We start from the raw sequence: 15111 nt of genomic DNA on the forward strand, positions 1-15111 counted from the left end.
TGGGGTGCGCTATCCTCAACCGTACACCTATTAAAATAATGACAATTTTCCAATTCTGTCACATGCTTCGCGTAATCGTTCAGGTTCACCTAGTAAACCAATTCGAACATAGCCTTCTCCACTTGGACCAAAGCCATTACCAGGGGCAACGACAACATGTGCTTTTTCTAGTAAAAGATTAGCAAATGCTTCGGATGTATATCCTTTTGGTGTAGGCATCCAAATAAAAAATGAGCCACTCGCTGTTCCACCTTGCCAACCAATCTTCTCAGCTTGTTGTAAAAAAGTATCTCTTCTTTCTTTATATGTATGATTCAATGCGTGTATGGCACTCTTTCCTTTGTCTAGTGCGGTTTTTGCGGCAGATTGAATGGCGCCAAAAATGCTGACATAATAATGATCTTGAATTAATTCGATTGCTTTAATAACCGAAGGATTACCAACGGCAAAAGCTACACGCCAGCCAGCCATATTGAATGTCTTCGATAAAGTATACATCTCAATGCCGACATCTTTTGCCTCTTCTGATTGGAGGAAGCTTTGTGGTTTTTTATCTTCGAATCCGATTGCACCATAGGCAAAATCATGTACGACACAAATGTGATGTTTTTTCGCAAGATCGATTGTTTGATCAAAGAAATCTTTTGTTGCAGTAGCAGCAGTAGGATTATTTGGGTAATTTAAAAACATTAATTTTGCATCATCTAAGTCTGTTTCTGCTATTTGTTTGTAATCAGGCAAAAATTGATTTTCTTCTTTCAACGGCATATGGATAGGGAGCGCATCTGTTAAGGCTATGCCTGACATATAATCTGGGTAGCCGGGGTCAGGTACGAGTACTTTTTCTTTTGGGTTTAATAGACATTGACTAATCTCTACAAGTCCTGTTTTAGAGCCAAACATGATCGCGACTTCTGTCTCTGGGTCAATCTCAACTTGGTATTCTCGTTGATAAAAGTCAGCTATTGCTTCCTTTAAGAAAGGATAGCCTTGAAATGGAGAATACTTATGAAATTTTGGATGTTCACTAGCTTCTTGTAATGCTTCTACAATAAAGTCAGGTGTCGGTAAATCTGGGTTACCTTGTCCAAGATTGATGACATCATGTCCTTGTTTGACTAATGCTTGTGTAGTTTGAACTAGCTTAGCGAAAAATTGTTCAGGCAATCTTTTTAATGTACAGGATTGTTCAAATTCTAGCATATTATCACGCTCCATCTATCTATTCTCGAGGATGTAATGAATCGCATCTGTTGAGTTTGTTGCGTCCTCTACTTAGTAAATCCACTTTTTCTTCGTTGATTTCGGTACAAATGTCCGTAAAACAAGGAAGCTAAGTGTGGAACCAGGTTTCGGATTGAAGTCTCACTTTATCAATGCAGTTATAAGGCTTATTTTAGCAGTATGTGGTGGAGAAGACAAAGTAGATGTAGATATCGGTGTAACTGGTAGAAAAACCACGCCTATTGAAGACATGCTCATAGACGTGGTTTTCTGTTATTTTAATAATGGAAAAATGCTATTTTGTTGCCAACCATTCTTTTGCCGCTGCAACTTCAGTAAATGTTAGTTGGTGTCCATTTTGTTCCCAATGAACGGTAACATCGGCTCCTGCTGATTGAAGTAATGCCTGTAAATCTTCTGTTTCAGATGCCGGACAAATCGGATCGTTTGTACCTGCAGTAATAAAGACGTTTTTTCCTGTTAGATCAGGTAGTTCAATTCCTCTTCTCGGTACCATTGGATGGTGCAAGATACCGCCTTTTAAAGAGTCTTGATAGTGGAACATTAAGCTCGCTGCGATATTTGCTCCGTTAGAATATCCGATGGCAATAATATTGTTGCGGTCAAACTCATATTTTTCAGCAGCTTCATCTAAAAAGTCATGTAATTCTTTCGTTCTAAAGATTAAATCTTCCTCGTCAAACACACCTTCTGCAAGTCTCTTAAAGAAGCGTGGCATGCCGTTCTCGGACACATTTCCTCGTACACTTAATACATTTGCCTGATCATCGATTTGGCCAGCAATTGGCAATAAATCTAATTCAGTACCACCAGTACCATGTAGTAATAAAAATGTTGGTTTACTAGCATCTTTTCCTTTATTAAAAATGTGTTTCATGATTGCTCCTCCTCCTCTAATGTACGTACCTCAATAGTTGGTACAAGTTCTTCGAGTTCTTCTCGTTTCGCTTCTAGCCATTCAGGTAATTGTAATTGTTCACCAAGGTGTTCTAGTTCTTCGTCAACAGTGAACCCTGGCTCATCAGTCGCGATTTCGAAGAGAATCCCACCTTTTTCTTGGACATAAATTGCTTGAAAATAGTTGCGATCTTTAAATTCTGTTGGATGGAATCCTTTATCAGTCAGTAATTCTCGCCATCTTTGATGTTCTTGTTCATCCTTTGCTCGCCATGCAATGTGATGAACCGTACCAGCACCCATTAATCCTCTTACAGAAGCAGTCAATTTAATATCAATCATCTGATTAGTACTTTCATCTGTAGCAAAACGTAAAAACTCATCTTCCTGCCCAACAGTTTGTAATCCTAATATATCTTCTAATACATATGCTGTTTCATTTGGTTGTGCAGAGTATAAAATAGCACCAGCAAAGCCTTTGATGGCAACATCTTTAGTGATACCACCGAATTCCCAAGTGCTAAGCTTCCCGTTTTTGCGTTCCACGAGTTCGATTAGTAATCCATCCGGATCCTCGAATTGTACATATTGTTCACCAAAACGGGTAGCTGTTTGATACTCAATTTGAAAAGTTTTTAGTCGGTTTTGCCAGAAAGCTAACGCATCTTCTGGTATAGCATAGCTAGTTACACCAACTTGTCCCGTTCCGATTCTTCCTTTTAGTTGTTTGGGCCAAGGGAAGAAGGTAATGACTGTTCCAGGGTCACCTGTCTCATTGCCGAAGTATAAATGATACACTTCGGGACGATCGAAGTTAATCGTTTTTTTGACTAGACGTAATCCAAGAACACTTGCATAAAAATCAATCGTTCTTTGTGCATCATTGACCATTGCAGTGATGTGATGAATGCCGGTTGTGCTTAACATATGACGACCTCCTGACTAATAGTTAACGATCTTGTTGGATGGTAATAGGTATTAAATGTTCATTAAGTTTGCTACGTAATCCTTCATATTGCTCGGGTAGCATCAATTTCTCTCCCATTGTCTCATATGATTCATCGTAAGCAAATCCTGGTGGGTCTGTTGCGATTTCAAATAAGATTTCGCCGTGCTCTCTAAAGTAAATGGCATTAAAATAATTTCTGTCTTGTACAGGAGTTACACGGTAGCCATTATCTGCTACATATTGTTGCCAATCCAGTTGATCTTCATCATCCTCTGCGCGCCAAGCGATATGGTGAACAGTACCAACACCCATATCACCACGTCCAGTTGCTACGGTTTTTAAATCGATGATGTTTCCGATCGCTGCTGGTGCACGGAAACGTTGGAAATCACCTTCGGTACCAACAAGTTCTAATCCTAAAACATTTTCTAATAGTGCTGCTGTTTTTTCAGGCTGAGAAGAATAAAGTGTTGCTCCGCCAAATCCTTTAATTGCAACTTCTGGTGTAATATCTTCGAATGTCCAATTGTTTGGATCGCCTTCTGCACGTGCAACTAATTCGATATGAAGACCGTGTGGATCTCTTAATGCAAGGATGTCTTCGTTAAATCGTTTCATTTTTGTATAAGGGATATCCATTTGATCTAAGCGTTCCTCCCAAAATGCCATCGCACCTTCAGGGATTACGTAAGAAGTTACGCCGACTTGTCCATCACCAATTTTACCTTGACGAGCATTTGCCCAAGGGAAAAAGGTGATGATTGTGCCAGGTTTACCTCCATCATCCCCAAAGTATAAATGATAGGTTCCAGGATCATCAAAGTTTACTGTTTTCTTTACTAGACGTAAGCCTAATACCTCTGCATAAAAATCAACATTTTCCTGTGGATGTCCGACGATTGCGGTAATATGGTGAATACCAGCTGTTTGTTTTGTCATAGTGGTTCACTCCTCAATTAGTTATCTATTGTTTACTATTACCTATTTAATTTAAGTGAAATATAATTATTACGAATTCGAGATATCTGGCTAAAAAAATTACTTTTTCTCAGCGTGATAGCCTAATTTTTTTAGTTGTTCAATCATTACTTGTTTTTCTTCACGATCTAATCCCTCGAATATTTTTGTTAAAGATTCTTTGTGTTGAGGGAATAACTCATCCATTATTGCTTGTCCCTCGTCTGTTAATGCGACAAAAGTTATACGTCGATCGGTTGGACAAGGTTTTCTTTTAATTAATTGTTTTTTCTCTAGCTTATCGACAACATAAGTAATGCTACTGCTAGCGATTAATACTTTTTGTCCAATCTTTTGGATAGACTGTTCGCCTTTACTATAAATAAATTCAAGTACAGCAAATTCAGTAGGATTTAACCCAAGTTCTTTTATATCTTCTTCTGCACGTTTTCTAATAGAAGAAAGTGCGCGTGTTAAAACAACAAAAAGTTTTAATGATAAATCTTCGTTGTTCATTTAATCAGTCCTTTTATCTCGAATTCGAGATAATTATATAAAAATATATAAATTTTGTCAATAGTATAGATTGTTCGTTTATTTTTTGGTAGAATATTCTCAATTTACCATTGAGGAGGAATAATATATTTGTCCATCAGATAGATGAGGAATTATCTTTACGATTAATTGAATTGCGTGATGCAGACAGAGTGTTTGAATTAATCAATCATTCGAGAGAGTATTTGCGAGAATGGTTAAACTTCGTTGATGGAACAGTTAAAGTTGAAGACACAAAAGCGTTTATCGATTCATGTATCAGAGGCTATGCAGATAATAAGAGTTTAAATACGGTTGTTTTATACAAAGGTGCAATAGTTGGAGTAGCAGGGTTCAATAGTATCGATTGGACGAATAAAATTGCTTATATTGGTTATTGGCTTGGAGAAGATTATCAAGGTAATGGTGTTATGGCAAGAGTAGCAAAAGCGTTAACAGACTATGCATTGAAAGAACTACAATTAAATAAAGTGGAGATTAGAGCAGCAGTGGGAAATCAGAAAAGTAGAAATATTCCAGAGCGATTAGGATTTGTCGAGGAAGGACATATTAGAAGTGCTGAATACATATATGATCATTTTGTTGATCATGTGGTGTATGGTGTGCTAGCAAGTGAATGGTCTGAATAGATAAAAGAAAGCCACTTGGTAATCTCACCAAGCGGCTTTTAACTATGGTTAATTTTTTAAGTTTTCTACAATTAAGTTTTGTACACGGCTATTTGTTAATAGGCCGAGGTGGGATACACCGTAAACATGAATATTGTTTGCACCACTAATTCTAGATAGACTAGTAGATACAATGAGATCTGAACTACTATAAATAGAGGTGAAATCTACACCAGAAGGAACAGAAGTTGCACCTAAACGGTTAGCACCACCGAGTGTAATGACTTTATCTACTTTACTTACGCCACCAAGCTGAGTTAAATAACGTAATGTATTAGAACCACCCATGCTATGTGCAATGATATTTACTTGATCAGCACCAGTTCTTCTAAGCACATCATCGATATAATCTCTTAATTGACGTGAGTTACGATAATTATTACCTGATCGATCGGTAAAGTTAATAGCAAATAGATCACTTCGGCTATAACCTACACTTCTTAGTTTTCTTTCAATACTATAAAAATTAGTAGATGAACCACCAATACCGTGAACTAAGACAACTGGTTTGTCAAAATCAATGTCAGATTCCTGTGCAGCAGATGTGATTGGAATACCAAAAAACAATAATGCAAGTATGATAATACCTAATAATGAGTGTTTAATAGATTTCATAATATCCTCCTTTATAACGGTGTAAATGTTCGTAAAACTCCTACTGAGTGCAGTTATCTATTCTGTACGTTTAAAACGCCCTATAATCTGTGTTGCAATACCACATAATAAAGCGATAGCACCTGCCATGCCATATTTCCATGTACTTGTAGCTGTATCAGGGAGTTTATTCTCGTCGTCATTATCCGAATCCTCATCAAGCCCTTGATCAGTCTCGTTATCAGAGTCATCGTTAGAATCAAGGTTGTCGTCATTATCTGAATCCCCATCAAGTCCTTGATCAGTCTCGTTGTCAGAGTCATCATTAGAATCTAGGTTGTTGTCATTATCTGAATCCCCATCAAGTCCTTGATCAGTCTCGTTGTCAGAGTCATCATTAGAATCAAGGTTGTCGTCATTATCCGAATCCTCATCAAGCCCTTGATCAGTCTCGTTATCAGAGTCATCGTTAGAATCAAGGTTGTCGTCATTATCTGAATCCCCATCAAGGCCTTGATCAGTCTCGTTGTCAGAGTCATCATTAGAATCTAGGTTGTTGTCATTATCTGAATCCTCATCAAGCTCTTGTTCAGTCTCATTATCAGAGTCCTCGTTAGAATCTAGATTGTCGTCATCATCTGAATCTTCATCAAGCTCTTGATCAGTCTCATTATCAGAGTCCTCGTTAGAATCAAGGTTGTCGTCATTGTCTGAATCCAGATCAAGCTCTTGGTCAGTTTCATTATCAGGATCTTCATTTGTATCTTGGTTCTCATTATCAACCGGATCCTCTGGTGTATTAACTGGTCCGCTTTCAACTGTTAAAGTTTCAACACGTGCATTTGATACTGCATCTAGATCAACGGAACCTTCTGTCAAGCCTATGTGAAATATGTAATCTCCTTGAGCGATCTCTTGATAATCTGTGGTCATAAGCATTCTAAACATGTATGTTTCATACACATCTGTATATGGTCTTTTTTCGGTATATGGAGTTAGATTATACCCTTTATGGAATTCTGTTATATTAAATTCCACACTGTTGGTTGCATGATTAATAGTAACATATGGAGCGGGATCATAATTGTTTGAAGTGAAGCTCTCTGGCTCACCATCATTACCAACGACTTTTCCTGAAAAGTCGAATTGGTTTTTGATTGTATCTACTATTTGGTCATTATTTAACAAATATGCGAGTTCATCTGGAAACTTAACCGTGTAGATATAATCCGTATCTAAATTAATTGCTACTGTAGGATTAGCAGTATTCCGCAATGTATAGTTTGAATATGATTGATCGGTTGAATCACCTGCATATGTGCTTGTTAACACATCATGATGATCAAGTAAATCAGTTACCTCAGCAGCATTAACAACTACAGAATTAGTTAACCCAAGAGGATCTGCTGAGCTTAAAGTAGCAGGAGCGACAGGAATGGCAACACCAATAGAAACTGCTAATGTTAATCCAGCGACACGTTTAGTGACATTGCTTCTATTTTTATTCATTTTTTTCTTGTAATCAAAACTTTTCTTCACTACTATACCACCTTTTATAGATTTGTTATTGTTTTCATAAAAAGTTCATAAATAAGTAGAGTACCCAACTTTATTTCGTTTTGCTGTATGTTATTATATGATTAAAGTCCGATTCTCCTATATTAGTAGTCTATAAGACATTATTCGTCATCCTATTTTCTACCTTTTGTGGTAATTAATAATCGGCCGGCCAAAAACAGTATATACATATAATGGTAGAGCATGCAACGGGTAAAAGGATTTTTGAATCTTTTTACCTGTTATATTGTTTCTTATCCATATATGGAAAGGTTTGTGATGGTTCGTATGTACTGCTTTTAGTTAGTGATAAAGTCTTATTCATACTATATAGTCTTTAAAAAAAGGTAAGAGAATTGTCGCAAACTCTGTTTGAAGATATAATAGAAAAAGGAAAGGTAAGGTGTTAGATAATGACGAAACAAAGTAACCAACCATTACCACCGAAAACCTGCAGTGTTGACCGTTTGGTAACTATTCAAGAGGACGTAGAGAAAGTCCTCAAAGGTGAGAAAACAGCAACTAGACGTAATGGTCGTTATGCAGATATCGGTGAAATAATGGAATTACAAGATAAAAAATTCAAAATAGATAATGTATACAGCCAAAAGCTTGGTGAATTAACAGATGAGGATGCGATTAGAGAAGGATATGAAAGCTTAGAAGCATATAAAGAAGCAATCTTATCCATTCATCCAGGTATGCCGTGGTTACCTAAAATGGAAGTATGGGTACATGAATTTAGTGCTGTAGAATAGATTTGTGGGAAAGACTCCGATTTATTTGGAGTCTTTTTTTTGTAGTATCAGCCTTTCGTTTGATGTTATAGAAAAGATTTTATGGTATAATTTAGGTAATATAAAATAAAAAGGATGGATATGATGAACAAGATAGCTCTTTTGTGTTCACTGATTTTATCAATTGTCGTATCAATCATTAATTTCACTAGTGGCCATTATATTTACGGCACTATTATGGCAGTCATTGCAGTTTTTGTGCTTAACGAGTTCATTAACCCATCAAAACATGAAGAGACTCCTTAAAGGATTCTCTTTTTTTGTTGTACAAAATTAATGAAATAAAAAGGAAGTGGGCAGACTATCCATTACTAACAGGAGAAGGAGCAAAGTAATGGATTATTATTTTTATGTCTTGTTTACTCTCATGTATGTAATATTACTTTTGACGGGTTTGATCAAACAAAGAGAACTGCGTCTCACTAGTTTTCTATATGTTGTGATTGTAGGATTAATCATTGATAATGCTGTCATTGCATTGGGAAACTATATTGGAGAAGGAAACTTGTTAGAACAACTACATATGGGCAGATATTGGATTCATGCGATTATTACGCCAACACTTATTCTCTTTTGTTTAGGTTTATTGCAAAGAGTAGGGAGCAAAAAGTGGAGTAGTAATATAGCTTGGTGTATCGCGATTTTATTAACATGTATCTTAATACTTATCGAAGTGATAGCTGTTGTTTTACATATAGAGTTAAAGCCACTAGCGGAATATGGTATTCTTCATTATGTTCCAGTTAGAGAACCGGGTGGGGCAGCTGTTATGATTATCGCGATTAGTAGTATTCTATTATTGACAGGTTTTCTGCTGTATCGTATAGCAAAATGGAAGTGGATGTTGCTCGGAACACTTATTATGGCAATTGGAAGTGTAATTCCATTTAATATAGAAAGTACAGCTTTTATTAATGGTATGGAGTTGTTATTAATGATAAGTTTGGTAGCAACAGATGTTAAAATACGGTGATTTTGTGATATACTTACTGCATTCTAATGTGTAGGTGAAAAAACATGAAAATAAGAAAATTAACAGAAGATGAACATGCACCAATGGATTTATTATTATTAGCAGATCCATCGACTTCTCTTGTTGAAGAATACCTATCAAAGGGAACGTGCTATATTGCGGAACTAGAAAATACAGTGGTAGGTGTCTATATTTTACTTCCGATAAGTGTACAGACGATAGAACTTGTCAATGTAGTGGTAGCAGAATCTCATCAAGGAAAAGGGAGCGGCAAACAATTAGTGTTACACGCTATCCAATCGGCTAAACAAAATGGGTATAAATCCATTGAAGTAGGTACAGGTAACTCAAGTATTGATCAGTTAGCACTTTATCAAAAGTGTGGTTTTGAAATAACAGAAATCGATAAAGACTTTTTTGTGAAACATTATGATGAAGTGATTATCGAAAATGGTATCCAATGCCGTGATATGATGCGCTTAACGCAAGACTTAATAGAAGAGAACATGAGCTATTTGAGAAAAGGTACTATTACACAACAAAAAGCATATGTAGCTATCAAAAAATTAGGAGTTATGGATGATTTCAAAGCGCATAATCCAACATTGTGTGGAACAATTCCGATAGATATTGCGACAGCTGATTCAGATTTGGATATTGTTATGGAAGTAAATAATCTCGAACGGTTTGAACAGCGCCTTCTATCGCTATATCGTCACTTAGATAGTTTCACATTGAAATCAACGAAAATAAGAGGAAATCATGTAGTAAAGGCAAACTTCTTTTATCAAGGGTTTGAGTTTGAACTATTTGCCCAATCACAACCTGTAACGAAACAATATGCTTACTTACATATGCTAATTGAGTATAATATTTTGCAAGAGATGCCCGAGCTGAAAAAGGATATTGTCTTACTGAAGCAACAAGGACTGAAAACAGAGCAGGCTTTTTGTAACGTTTTACATTTAGCAGGTGAAGATCCATATGAAGCACTTTTAGCTTATGGTAGAGAACGTGGATGGATTGATTAACGAAAGTGGCAGCAACCTTCATGAATATATAGCTCCAATTTAACTAATATTAATACTAAAGCTCCTATGTTATGCTAGAGATATTAGAGGAGATGTCTTTTTGTCTCACGAAAGGAGAACGTATGACAATTACAAGCAATGAAGGATGGAATTTTGACAATAGTTATCAACGCTTACCGGGCATTTTTTATTCGCGTGTGCAGCCTACAGCTGTAGCCGATCCAAAAGTCGTGTTGTTTAATCATGATTTAGCGAAAGAGTTAGGTATAGATGCATCTATATTAAAGGATAGTGCAGATCTTTTTTCCGGAAATCGCCTACCGTCGGGAGCACTTCCGATTGCACAAGCATATGCAGGGCATCAGTTCGGTAATTTTACGATGCTAGGTGATGGACGAGCGATTTTACTTGGTGAGCATATCGATCAAGCTGGAGAAAGACATGATATTCAGTTAAAAGGTTCAGGAAAAACGCCATATTCCCGTGGAGGAGATGGACGAGCAGCGTTAGGCCCAATGCTTCGTGAATATTTGATAAGTGAAGCAATGCATGGGCTTAAGATTCCAACGAATAGAAGCTTAGCTGTAGTATCAACTGGAGAATCTGTTGAACGCGAAGTAGAATTTCCAGGTGCGATTTTAACAAGAGTTGCTAGTAGTCATCTTCGTGTCGGTACATTCCAATATGCTCGGCAATGGGGAGAACAAGAAGATCTGAAAAAGTTAGCGGATTATGCAATTGATCGCCATTATCCCGAAGTAAAAGAAGAGGAACAAAAATATTTAGCATTCTTCAAAGCCGTCATCAAAAATCAAGCACAATTAATTGCTAAATGGCAGTTAGTTGGCTTTATCCATGGTGTGATGAACACGGATAATGTGACAATTAGTGGGGAAACCATTGATTATGGACCATGCGCATTTATGGACACTTATGACAAGAGTACGGTTTTTAGTTCTATTGATCGTCAAGGGCGTTATGCTTATGGTAATCAACCTGATATCGGTGGATGGGACTTAACTCGTTTTGCTGAAGCAATATTGCCATTAATCGATCATGATACACAAAAGGCACTAGCAGGAGCAAAACAAGCTCTACAAGAATACCTAGATATTTATGAAGAGGCATGGCTGTCCGGTATGCGTAAGAAATTAGGTATGTTTGGTGAAAATGAAGAAGATTTGGAATTGATTTATCGTTTGTTAGACTTAATGGAACAGCATAAAGCAGATTACACGAATACATTCCGCTCTCTAACATTAGGTCAATTCGATACCGATATTAGACTATTCCAATCAAATATGTTTAAGAAATGGCACGTGAAATGGCAAGCACGATTAGCTGACCAAGAAGAAACAATCGAACAAGCGCAACAATTAATGAAAGCCAATAATCCTTCCATTATACCAAGAAACTATTTAGTAGAAGACGCTTTAGAAAAAGCGGTAAGTCATCATGATTACAGCTTATTGGAAAAATTACTGGATGCATTAGCAAATCCATATGCTTATACAGAAAACCAAGAAGAATTTGCGGTGTTACCACCAACACCAGATAGACCATTCCAAACATTTTGTGGAACGTGAAAGACTGCTCTTTAGCAGTCTTTTTTGTTAAGGATAAACACTAGAGGGAAATGTAGATTTATGAACAAAAACGAAGCGAGTATCAAGAGGAAATTGTAGATAAATTCATTTATGAACAAAACGAAGCGAGTATCAAGAGGAAATTGTAGATAAACACATTTATGAACAAAAACGAAGCGGGTATCAAGAGGAAATTGTAGATAAATTCATTTATGAACAAAACGAAGCGAGTATCAAGAGGAAATTGTAGATAAACACATTTATGAACAAAAATGAAGCGCACATCAATAAAATATTGTAGGTAAACTCACTATCATTTATGGTAGCCCAAAATCTGTAGTCTGATTCAATAAATAAAGTGTTTTCTAAATGGGGCTGTCAGAATAAACAGAGGTATATGGCATTGACAATTTCATCGCAAAATCCTACTTTTTGGTCTGATACCCCAGACGTTGATGTATTCAGAGTGGATATCTAATCGTCATTATACAATAAAAGAGATTGGTGGCGTAGTTGGTATCAGTTATTTAATAAGTAATAAAAAATCCGAACCTGCGAAAGGCCCGGATTCTTGACTATTTCTTTTCTTGTCGTTTGATTTTCAAAAACTTATTCGTCTCAGCAACCACTATACCAGATAGTGCTAAAACACCGATTAAGTTTGGAAAGGCCATTAAGCCGTTCATTACATCAGAGAAATTAAACACTACATCGAGTGAAACAACGGCACCGACGAAGATGAATGCGATAAATATATAGCGATAAATTTTCACACCTGTTGCTCCAGCAAGGTAATGAATCGATTTTTCTCCGTAATACGACCAGCCGAGAATCGTAGAGAAGGTAAAGAATAAAATACCAAATGTCACAATATAGGAACCACCTGTACCTAAGAACTGACTAAATGCTGCACTTGTTAATGCAGAGCCGTCTAGACCTGCATCCCATTGGCCTGCCATAACGATAGCAATACCTGTGATGGAACAAACAATAATCGTATCAAAGAAAACTTGTGTCATTGAAACTAACGCTTGCCTTGCCGGATAGTCTGTTCGAGCTGCAGCTGCTGCAATCGGTGCAGAACCAAGACCTGCTTCATTGGAAAATACACCACGTGCAACACCATAACGAATAACAGTCCCAAGTAATCCGCCACCAACTGCACTTCCTGTAAATGCATCTTCAAAAATAAAACGAATAGCACTAGGAACTAAATCAATATTTAAGACAATTAAAAGAAGTCCACCTAAGATATAGAAAGCTCCCATGATAGGTACAAAGAAAGCTGTTACTTTTCCAATACTCTTTATACCACCAAGAATTACTAATGCGGCTAAAACAGTAAAGACTATCCCTGTTACAAAAGGGCTAATGGAAAAGGATTCTTGTAAAGAAGAAGCTGCGGTGTTGGATTGAACCATGTTTCCAATCCCGAAGGAGGCCATTGTCGCAAAAATAGCAAATAGCACACCTAAAAATTTTCCGATGGATTTATTTTTTAATCCACGTTCTAAATAATACATAGGTCCACCAGACATTTCGCCTTTATCATTTTCCACACGGAACCTAACAGCTAATAGTGCTTCTGAATATTTAGTTGCCATCCCAACTAATGCTGTAATCCACATCCAAAATACAGCACCAGGTCCACCAGCAACAACCGCTGTAGCCACACCAGCGATATTACCCGTACCAATTGTCGCGGCCATCGCGGTTGTCAAAGCTTGATAGTGACTAATATCCCCTTTAGAATCTTTATCCTGGTTTTTACTAAAAACTTGTTTTAGTGCGTAAGGGAGTAATCTAAATTGTAAAAATACTAGACGAAACGTTAAGTATAACCCTGTTCCAACTAGTAACACGAGTAGTGGCGGTCCCCAAATCCAGCCACCAACAGTATCAAAAAATGCTGCTCCTCGCTCATTAAACGTTGATAGCCAACCCATCTCGTTTCCCTCCTGTTCATCTTTTTGTATCTAGAATATTCTTATAAAAGAACAAGAATGTCAACAAGTGTGATAATCTATTTGACAGAAACAAGCTTAGGACGGTTGATTTAATAGTATTTAGAGCTTAGATAAATAATAAACAGAATTAATCCGCCAAACCCGAAAATATAGGTGAGAAAAATGGGATTAATTAATATCGGGTGGTTGGATACTGTTTCATTATCAGTGTCATAGTCGCTTTTTTGCTGATTCATTTTTTTCCCGACTTTTAACGTGTAAAAAAGTCCAATCAACGCTATAATAATACAAAGAATAATTAATGTTATCATCATCAGTAATCACCTATCTTTTTTTACTTAATTTGTTCCAGATGATGAGGATTATACATAGAAGTGGTAAGCAGGCTTGATACTTAGGAATTATTTTTATTTCCGCAAAAATATGTTATAGTAAAAATAAATTAGCAGTAGGTACTAATAGCTTATATTAAGGTATTATTAGGAGGGCATTATGGAAGATTTATTAAAACTTGAAGGTAAAAATGTCGTAATAATGGGTGTTGCAAATGAACGAAGCCTAGCATGGGGAGTGGCAAAATCGCTACATCAAGCAGGTGCAAATTTAATCTTTACATATCGTAAAGAACGTTCATTAACGAAATTAACAAAAATGCTAGAAAAAACAGAACTAGAAGCAAAACTAGTACTTTCTTGTGATGTGAACGACGACGATAGCATTAAAGAAGCATTTAGCAAAATCGGTACAGAAGTTGGTACGATTCATAGTGTCGTACATTCTATCGCATTCGCTCATGGTGAAGATTTGAATAATAGCTTTGTCGAAACATCTCGTGAAGGGTACGCATTTGCACAAGATACTAGTGCATATAGTTTAATCGCTGTTGCTCGCGAGGCGAAACCATTCATGACAGAAGGTGGATCATTCTTAGCAATGAGCTACTTAGGTGCGGAGCGTGTCGTGCCAGGCTATAATGTGATGGGTGTTGCAAAAGCTGCATTAGAGTCTACTGTTAAATATTTAGCAATGGACTTAGGACAAGATAATATTCGTGTGAATGCTATTTCTGCAGGTGCAATCAAAACATTAGCAGCAAAAGGTGTTCCATCATTCAATGAAATTTTACACAAAATCGAAGAAGAATCACCATTAAAACGTAATGTGACTCAAGCAGAAGTTGGTGACATGTCACTAGCAATGCTTAGTAACCTATCCAGAGGTGTAACAGGTGAAATTGTTTACGTTGACTCTGGTTATAACATTTTAGGATAATTGAAAAAGCCAAACAGACCGAGTGGTTTGTTTGGCTTTTGGTTTACATAATAGGAAAGTGGC

General features: G+C 36.8%; 15 protein-coding genes. 6 read left to right on the plus strand and 9 right to left on the minus strand.

Going from position 1 to position 15111, the window contains the following annotated elements; all coding sequences use genetic code 11:
• Positions 1 to 30 precede the first annotated feature (30 nt).
• From SH601_RS12735 to SH601_RS12755, 5 genes are all read right to left on the minus strand, one after another.
• Positions 31 to 1203: a pyridoxal phosphate-dependent aminotransferase gene (locus SH601_RS12735; protein ID WP_319958703.1), complete on the minus strand. Its 1173-nt coding sequence runs from the start codon at positions 1201 to 1203 to the stop codon at positions 31 to 33.
• Positions 1204 to 1519: 316 nt separating this feature from the next.
• On the minus strand, positions 1520 to 2122 hold the full coding sequence (locus SH601_RS12740; protein WP_319958704.1) for an alpha/beta hydrolase: 603 nt from the start codon (positions 2120 to 2122) through the stop codon (positions 1520 to 1522).
• Entirely contained in the window at positions 2119 to 3069 is a 951-nt protein-coding gene (locus SH601_RS12745) for a ring-cleaving dioxygenase (protein ID WP_319958705.1), read from the minus strand. Before SH601_RS12745 ends, SH601_RS12740 begins: the two co-directional genes overlap by 4 nt.
• 22 nt (positions 3070 to 3091) lie before the next feature.
• Complete coding sequence (locus SH601_RS12750; protein WP_319958706.1) at positions 3092 to 4030, minus strand: ring-cleaving dioxygenase; 939 nt, start codon at positions 4028 to 4030, stop codon at positions 3092 to 3094.
• A 99-nt stretch (positions 4031 to 4129) separates the two neighbouring features.
• A complete protein-coding gene (locus SH601_RS12755) occupies positions 4130 to 4564 on the minus strand; it encodes a MarR family winged helix-turn-helix transcriptional regulator (RefSeq protein ID WP_319958707.1) in 435 nt (144 codons plus the stop codon).
• A gap of 125 nt (positions 4565 to 4689) precedes the next feature.
• On the opposite strand from SH601_RS12755, the gene SH601_RS12760 reads away from it, so the two are divergent.
• Entirely contained in the window at positions 4690 to 5232 is a 543-nt protein-coding gene (locus SH601_RS12760) for a GNAT family N-acetyltransferase (protein ID WP_319958771.1), read from the plus strand.
• 48 nt (positions 5233 to 5280) lie between these two features.
• Here the strand turns inward: SH601_RS12760 and SH601_RS12765 are convergent, their stop codons facing one another.
• The gene (locus SH601_RS12765; protein ID WP_319958708.1) at positions 5281 to 5886 is read right to left on the minus strand and encodes an alpha/beta fold hydrolase; all 606 of its coding nucleotides are present in this window, start codon (positions 5884 to 5886) and stop codon (positions 5281 to 5283) included.
• Positions 5887 to 5943: 57 nt separating this feature from the next.
• Complete coding sequence (locus tag SH601_RS12770) at positions 5944 to 7404, minus strand: hypothetical protein (RefSeq protein ID WP_319958709.1); 1461 nt, start codon at positions 7402 to 7404, stop codon at positions 5944 to 5946.
• Between the two features lie 431 nt (positions 7405 to 7835).
• Between SH601_RS12770 and SH601_RS12775 the strand changes: the two genes are divergently transcribed.
• The 4 genes from SH601_RS12775 (at position 7836) to SH601_RS12790 (ending at position 11809) form a co-directional block, all read left to right on the plus strand.
• A complete protein-coding gene (locus SH601_RS12775; RefSeq protein WP_319958710.1) occupies positions 7836 to 8180 on the plus strand; it encodes an ASCH domain-containing protein in 345 nt (114 codons plus the stop codon).
• Positions 8181 to 8553: 373 nt separating this feature from the next.
• A complete protein-coding gene (locus tag SH601_RS12780) occupies positions 8554 to 9192 on the plus strand; it encodes a hypothetical protein (protein ID WP_319958712.1) in 639 nt (212 codons plus the stop codon).
• Positions 9193 to 9236: 44 nt separating this feature from the next.
• Positions 9237 to 10223: a GNAT family N-acetyltransferase gene (locus tag SH601_RS12785; RefSeq protein ID WP_319958713.1), complete on the plus strand. Its 987-nt coding sequence runs from the start codon at positions 9237 to 9239 to the stop codon at positions 10221 to 10223.
• 122 nt (positions 10224 to 10345) lie between these two features.
• Positions 10346 to 11809 carry a protein adenylyltransferase SelO gene (locus SH601_RS12790; RefSeq protein ID WP_319958714.1) on the plus strand — a complete coding sequence of 488 codons (1464 nt, stop codon included), beginning with the start codon at positions 10346 to 10348 and terminating at the stop codon, positions 11807 to 11809.
• 575 nt (positions 11810 to 12384) lie between these two features.
• On the opposite strand, the gene SH601_RS12795 is transcribed toward SH601_RS12790, so the two are convergent.
• Both SH601_RS12795 and SH601_RS12800 read right to left on the minus strand, forming a co-directional pair.
• Positions 12385 to 13755, minus strand: a complete 1371-nt coding sequence (locus SH601_RS12795; RefSeq protein ID WP_319958715.1) for an alanine/glycine:cation symporter family protein — start codon at positions 13753 to 13755, stop codon at positions 12385 to 12387.
• A 110-nt stretch (positions 13756 to 13865) separates the two neighbouring features.
• Positions 13866 to 14090, minus strand: coding sequence for a hypothetical protein (locus SH601_RS12800; protein WP_319958717.1), 225 nt, complete (start codon positions 14088 to 14090; stop codon positions 13866 to 13868).
• A gap of 178 nt (positions 14091 to 14268) precedes the next feature.
• On the opposite strand from SH601_RS12800, the gene fabI reads away from it, so the two are divergent.
• Positions 14269 to 15048 (plus strand): enoyl-ACP reductase FabI, encoded by a 780-nt coding sequence (fabI, locus tag SH601_RS12805; RefSeq protein WP_319958718.1) that lies wholly within the window; start codon positions 14269 to 14271, stop codon positions 15046 to 15048.
• Positions 15049 to 15111 lie beyond the last annotated feature (63 nt).

Source organism: Gracilibacillus pellucidus (assembly GCF_033949965.1).
In the GTDB taxonomy this organism is placed as follows: Bacteria; Bacillota; Bacilli; order Bacillales; family Amphibacillaceae; genus Gracilibacillus; species Gracilibacillus pellucidus.

Excerpts from the sequence above, each read along its gene's own strand:
- SH601_RS12735 (WP_319958703.1), bottom strand. The coding sequence starts at position 1,203 with ATGCTAGAATTTGAACAATCCTGTACATTAAAAAGATTGCCTGAACAA.
- SH601_RS12740 (WP_319958704.1), bottom strand. The coding sequence starts at position 2,122 with ATGAAACACATTTTTAATAAAGGAAAAGATGCTAGTAAACCAACATTT.
- SH601_RS12745 (WP_319958705.1), bottom strand. The coding sequence starts at position 3,069 with ATGTTAAGCACAACCGGCATTCATCACATCACTGCAATGGTCAATGAT.
- SH601_RS12750 (WP_319958706.1), bottom strand. The coding sequence starts at position 4,030 with ATGACAAAACAAACAGCTGGTATTCACCATATTACCGCAATCGTCGGA.
- SH601_RS12755 (WP_319958707.1), bottom strand. The coding sequence starts at position 4,564 with ATGAACAACGAAGATTTATCATTAAAACTTTTTGTTGTTTTAACACGC.
- SH601_RS12765 (WP_319958708.1), bottom strand. The coding sequence starts at position 5,886 with ATGAAATCTATTAAACACTCATTATTAGGTATTATCATACTTGCATTA.
- SH601_RS12775 (WP_319958710.1), top strand. The coding sequence starts at position 7,836 with ATGACGAAACAAAGTAACCAACCATTACCACCGAAAACCTGCAGTGTT.
- SH601_RS12780 (WP_319958712.1), top strand. The coding sequence starts at position 8,554 with ATGGATTATTATTTTTATGTCTTGTTTACTCTCATGTATGTAATATTA.
- SH601_RS12785 (WP_319958713.1), top strand. The coding sequence starts at position 9,237 with ATGAAAATAAGAAAATTAACAGAAGATGAACATGCACCAATGGATTTA.
- SH601_RS12790 (WP_319958714.1), top strand. The coding sequence starts at position 10,346 with ATGACAATTACAAGCAATGAAGGATGGAATTTTGACAATAGTTATCAA.
- SH601_RS12795 (WP_319958715.1), bottom strand. The coding sequence starts at position 13,755 with ATGGGTTGGCTATCAACGTTTAATGAGCGAGGAGCAGCATTTTTTGAT.
- SH601_RS12800 (WP_319958717.1), bottom strand. The coding sequence starts at position 14,090 with ATGATGATAACATTAATTATTCTTTGTATTATTATAGCGTTGATTGGA.
- fabI (WP_319958718.1), top strand. The coding sequence starts at position 14,269 with ATGGAAGATTTATTAAAACTTGAAGGTAAAAATGTCGTAATAATGGGT.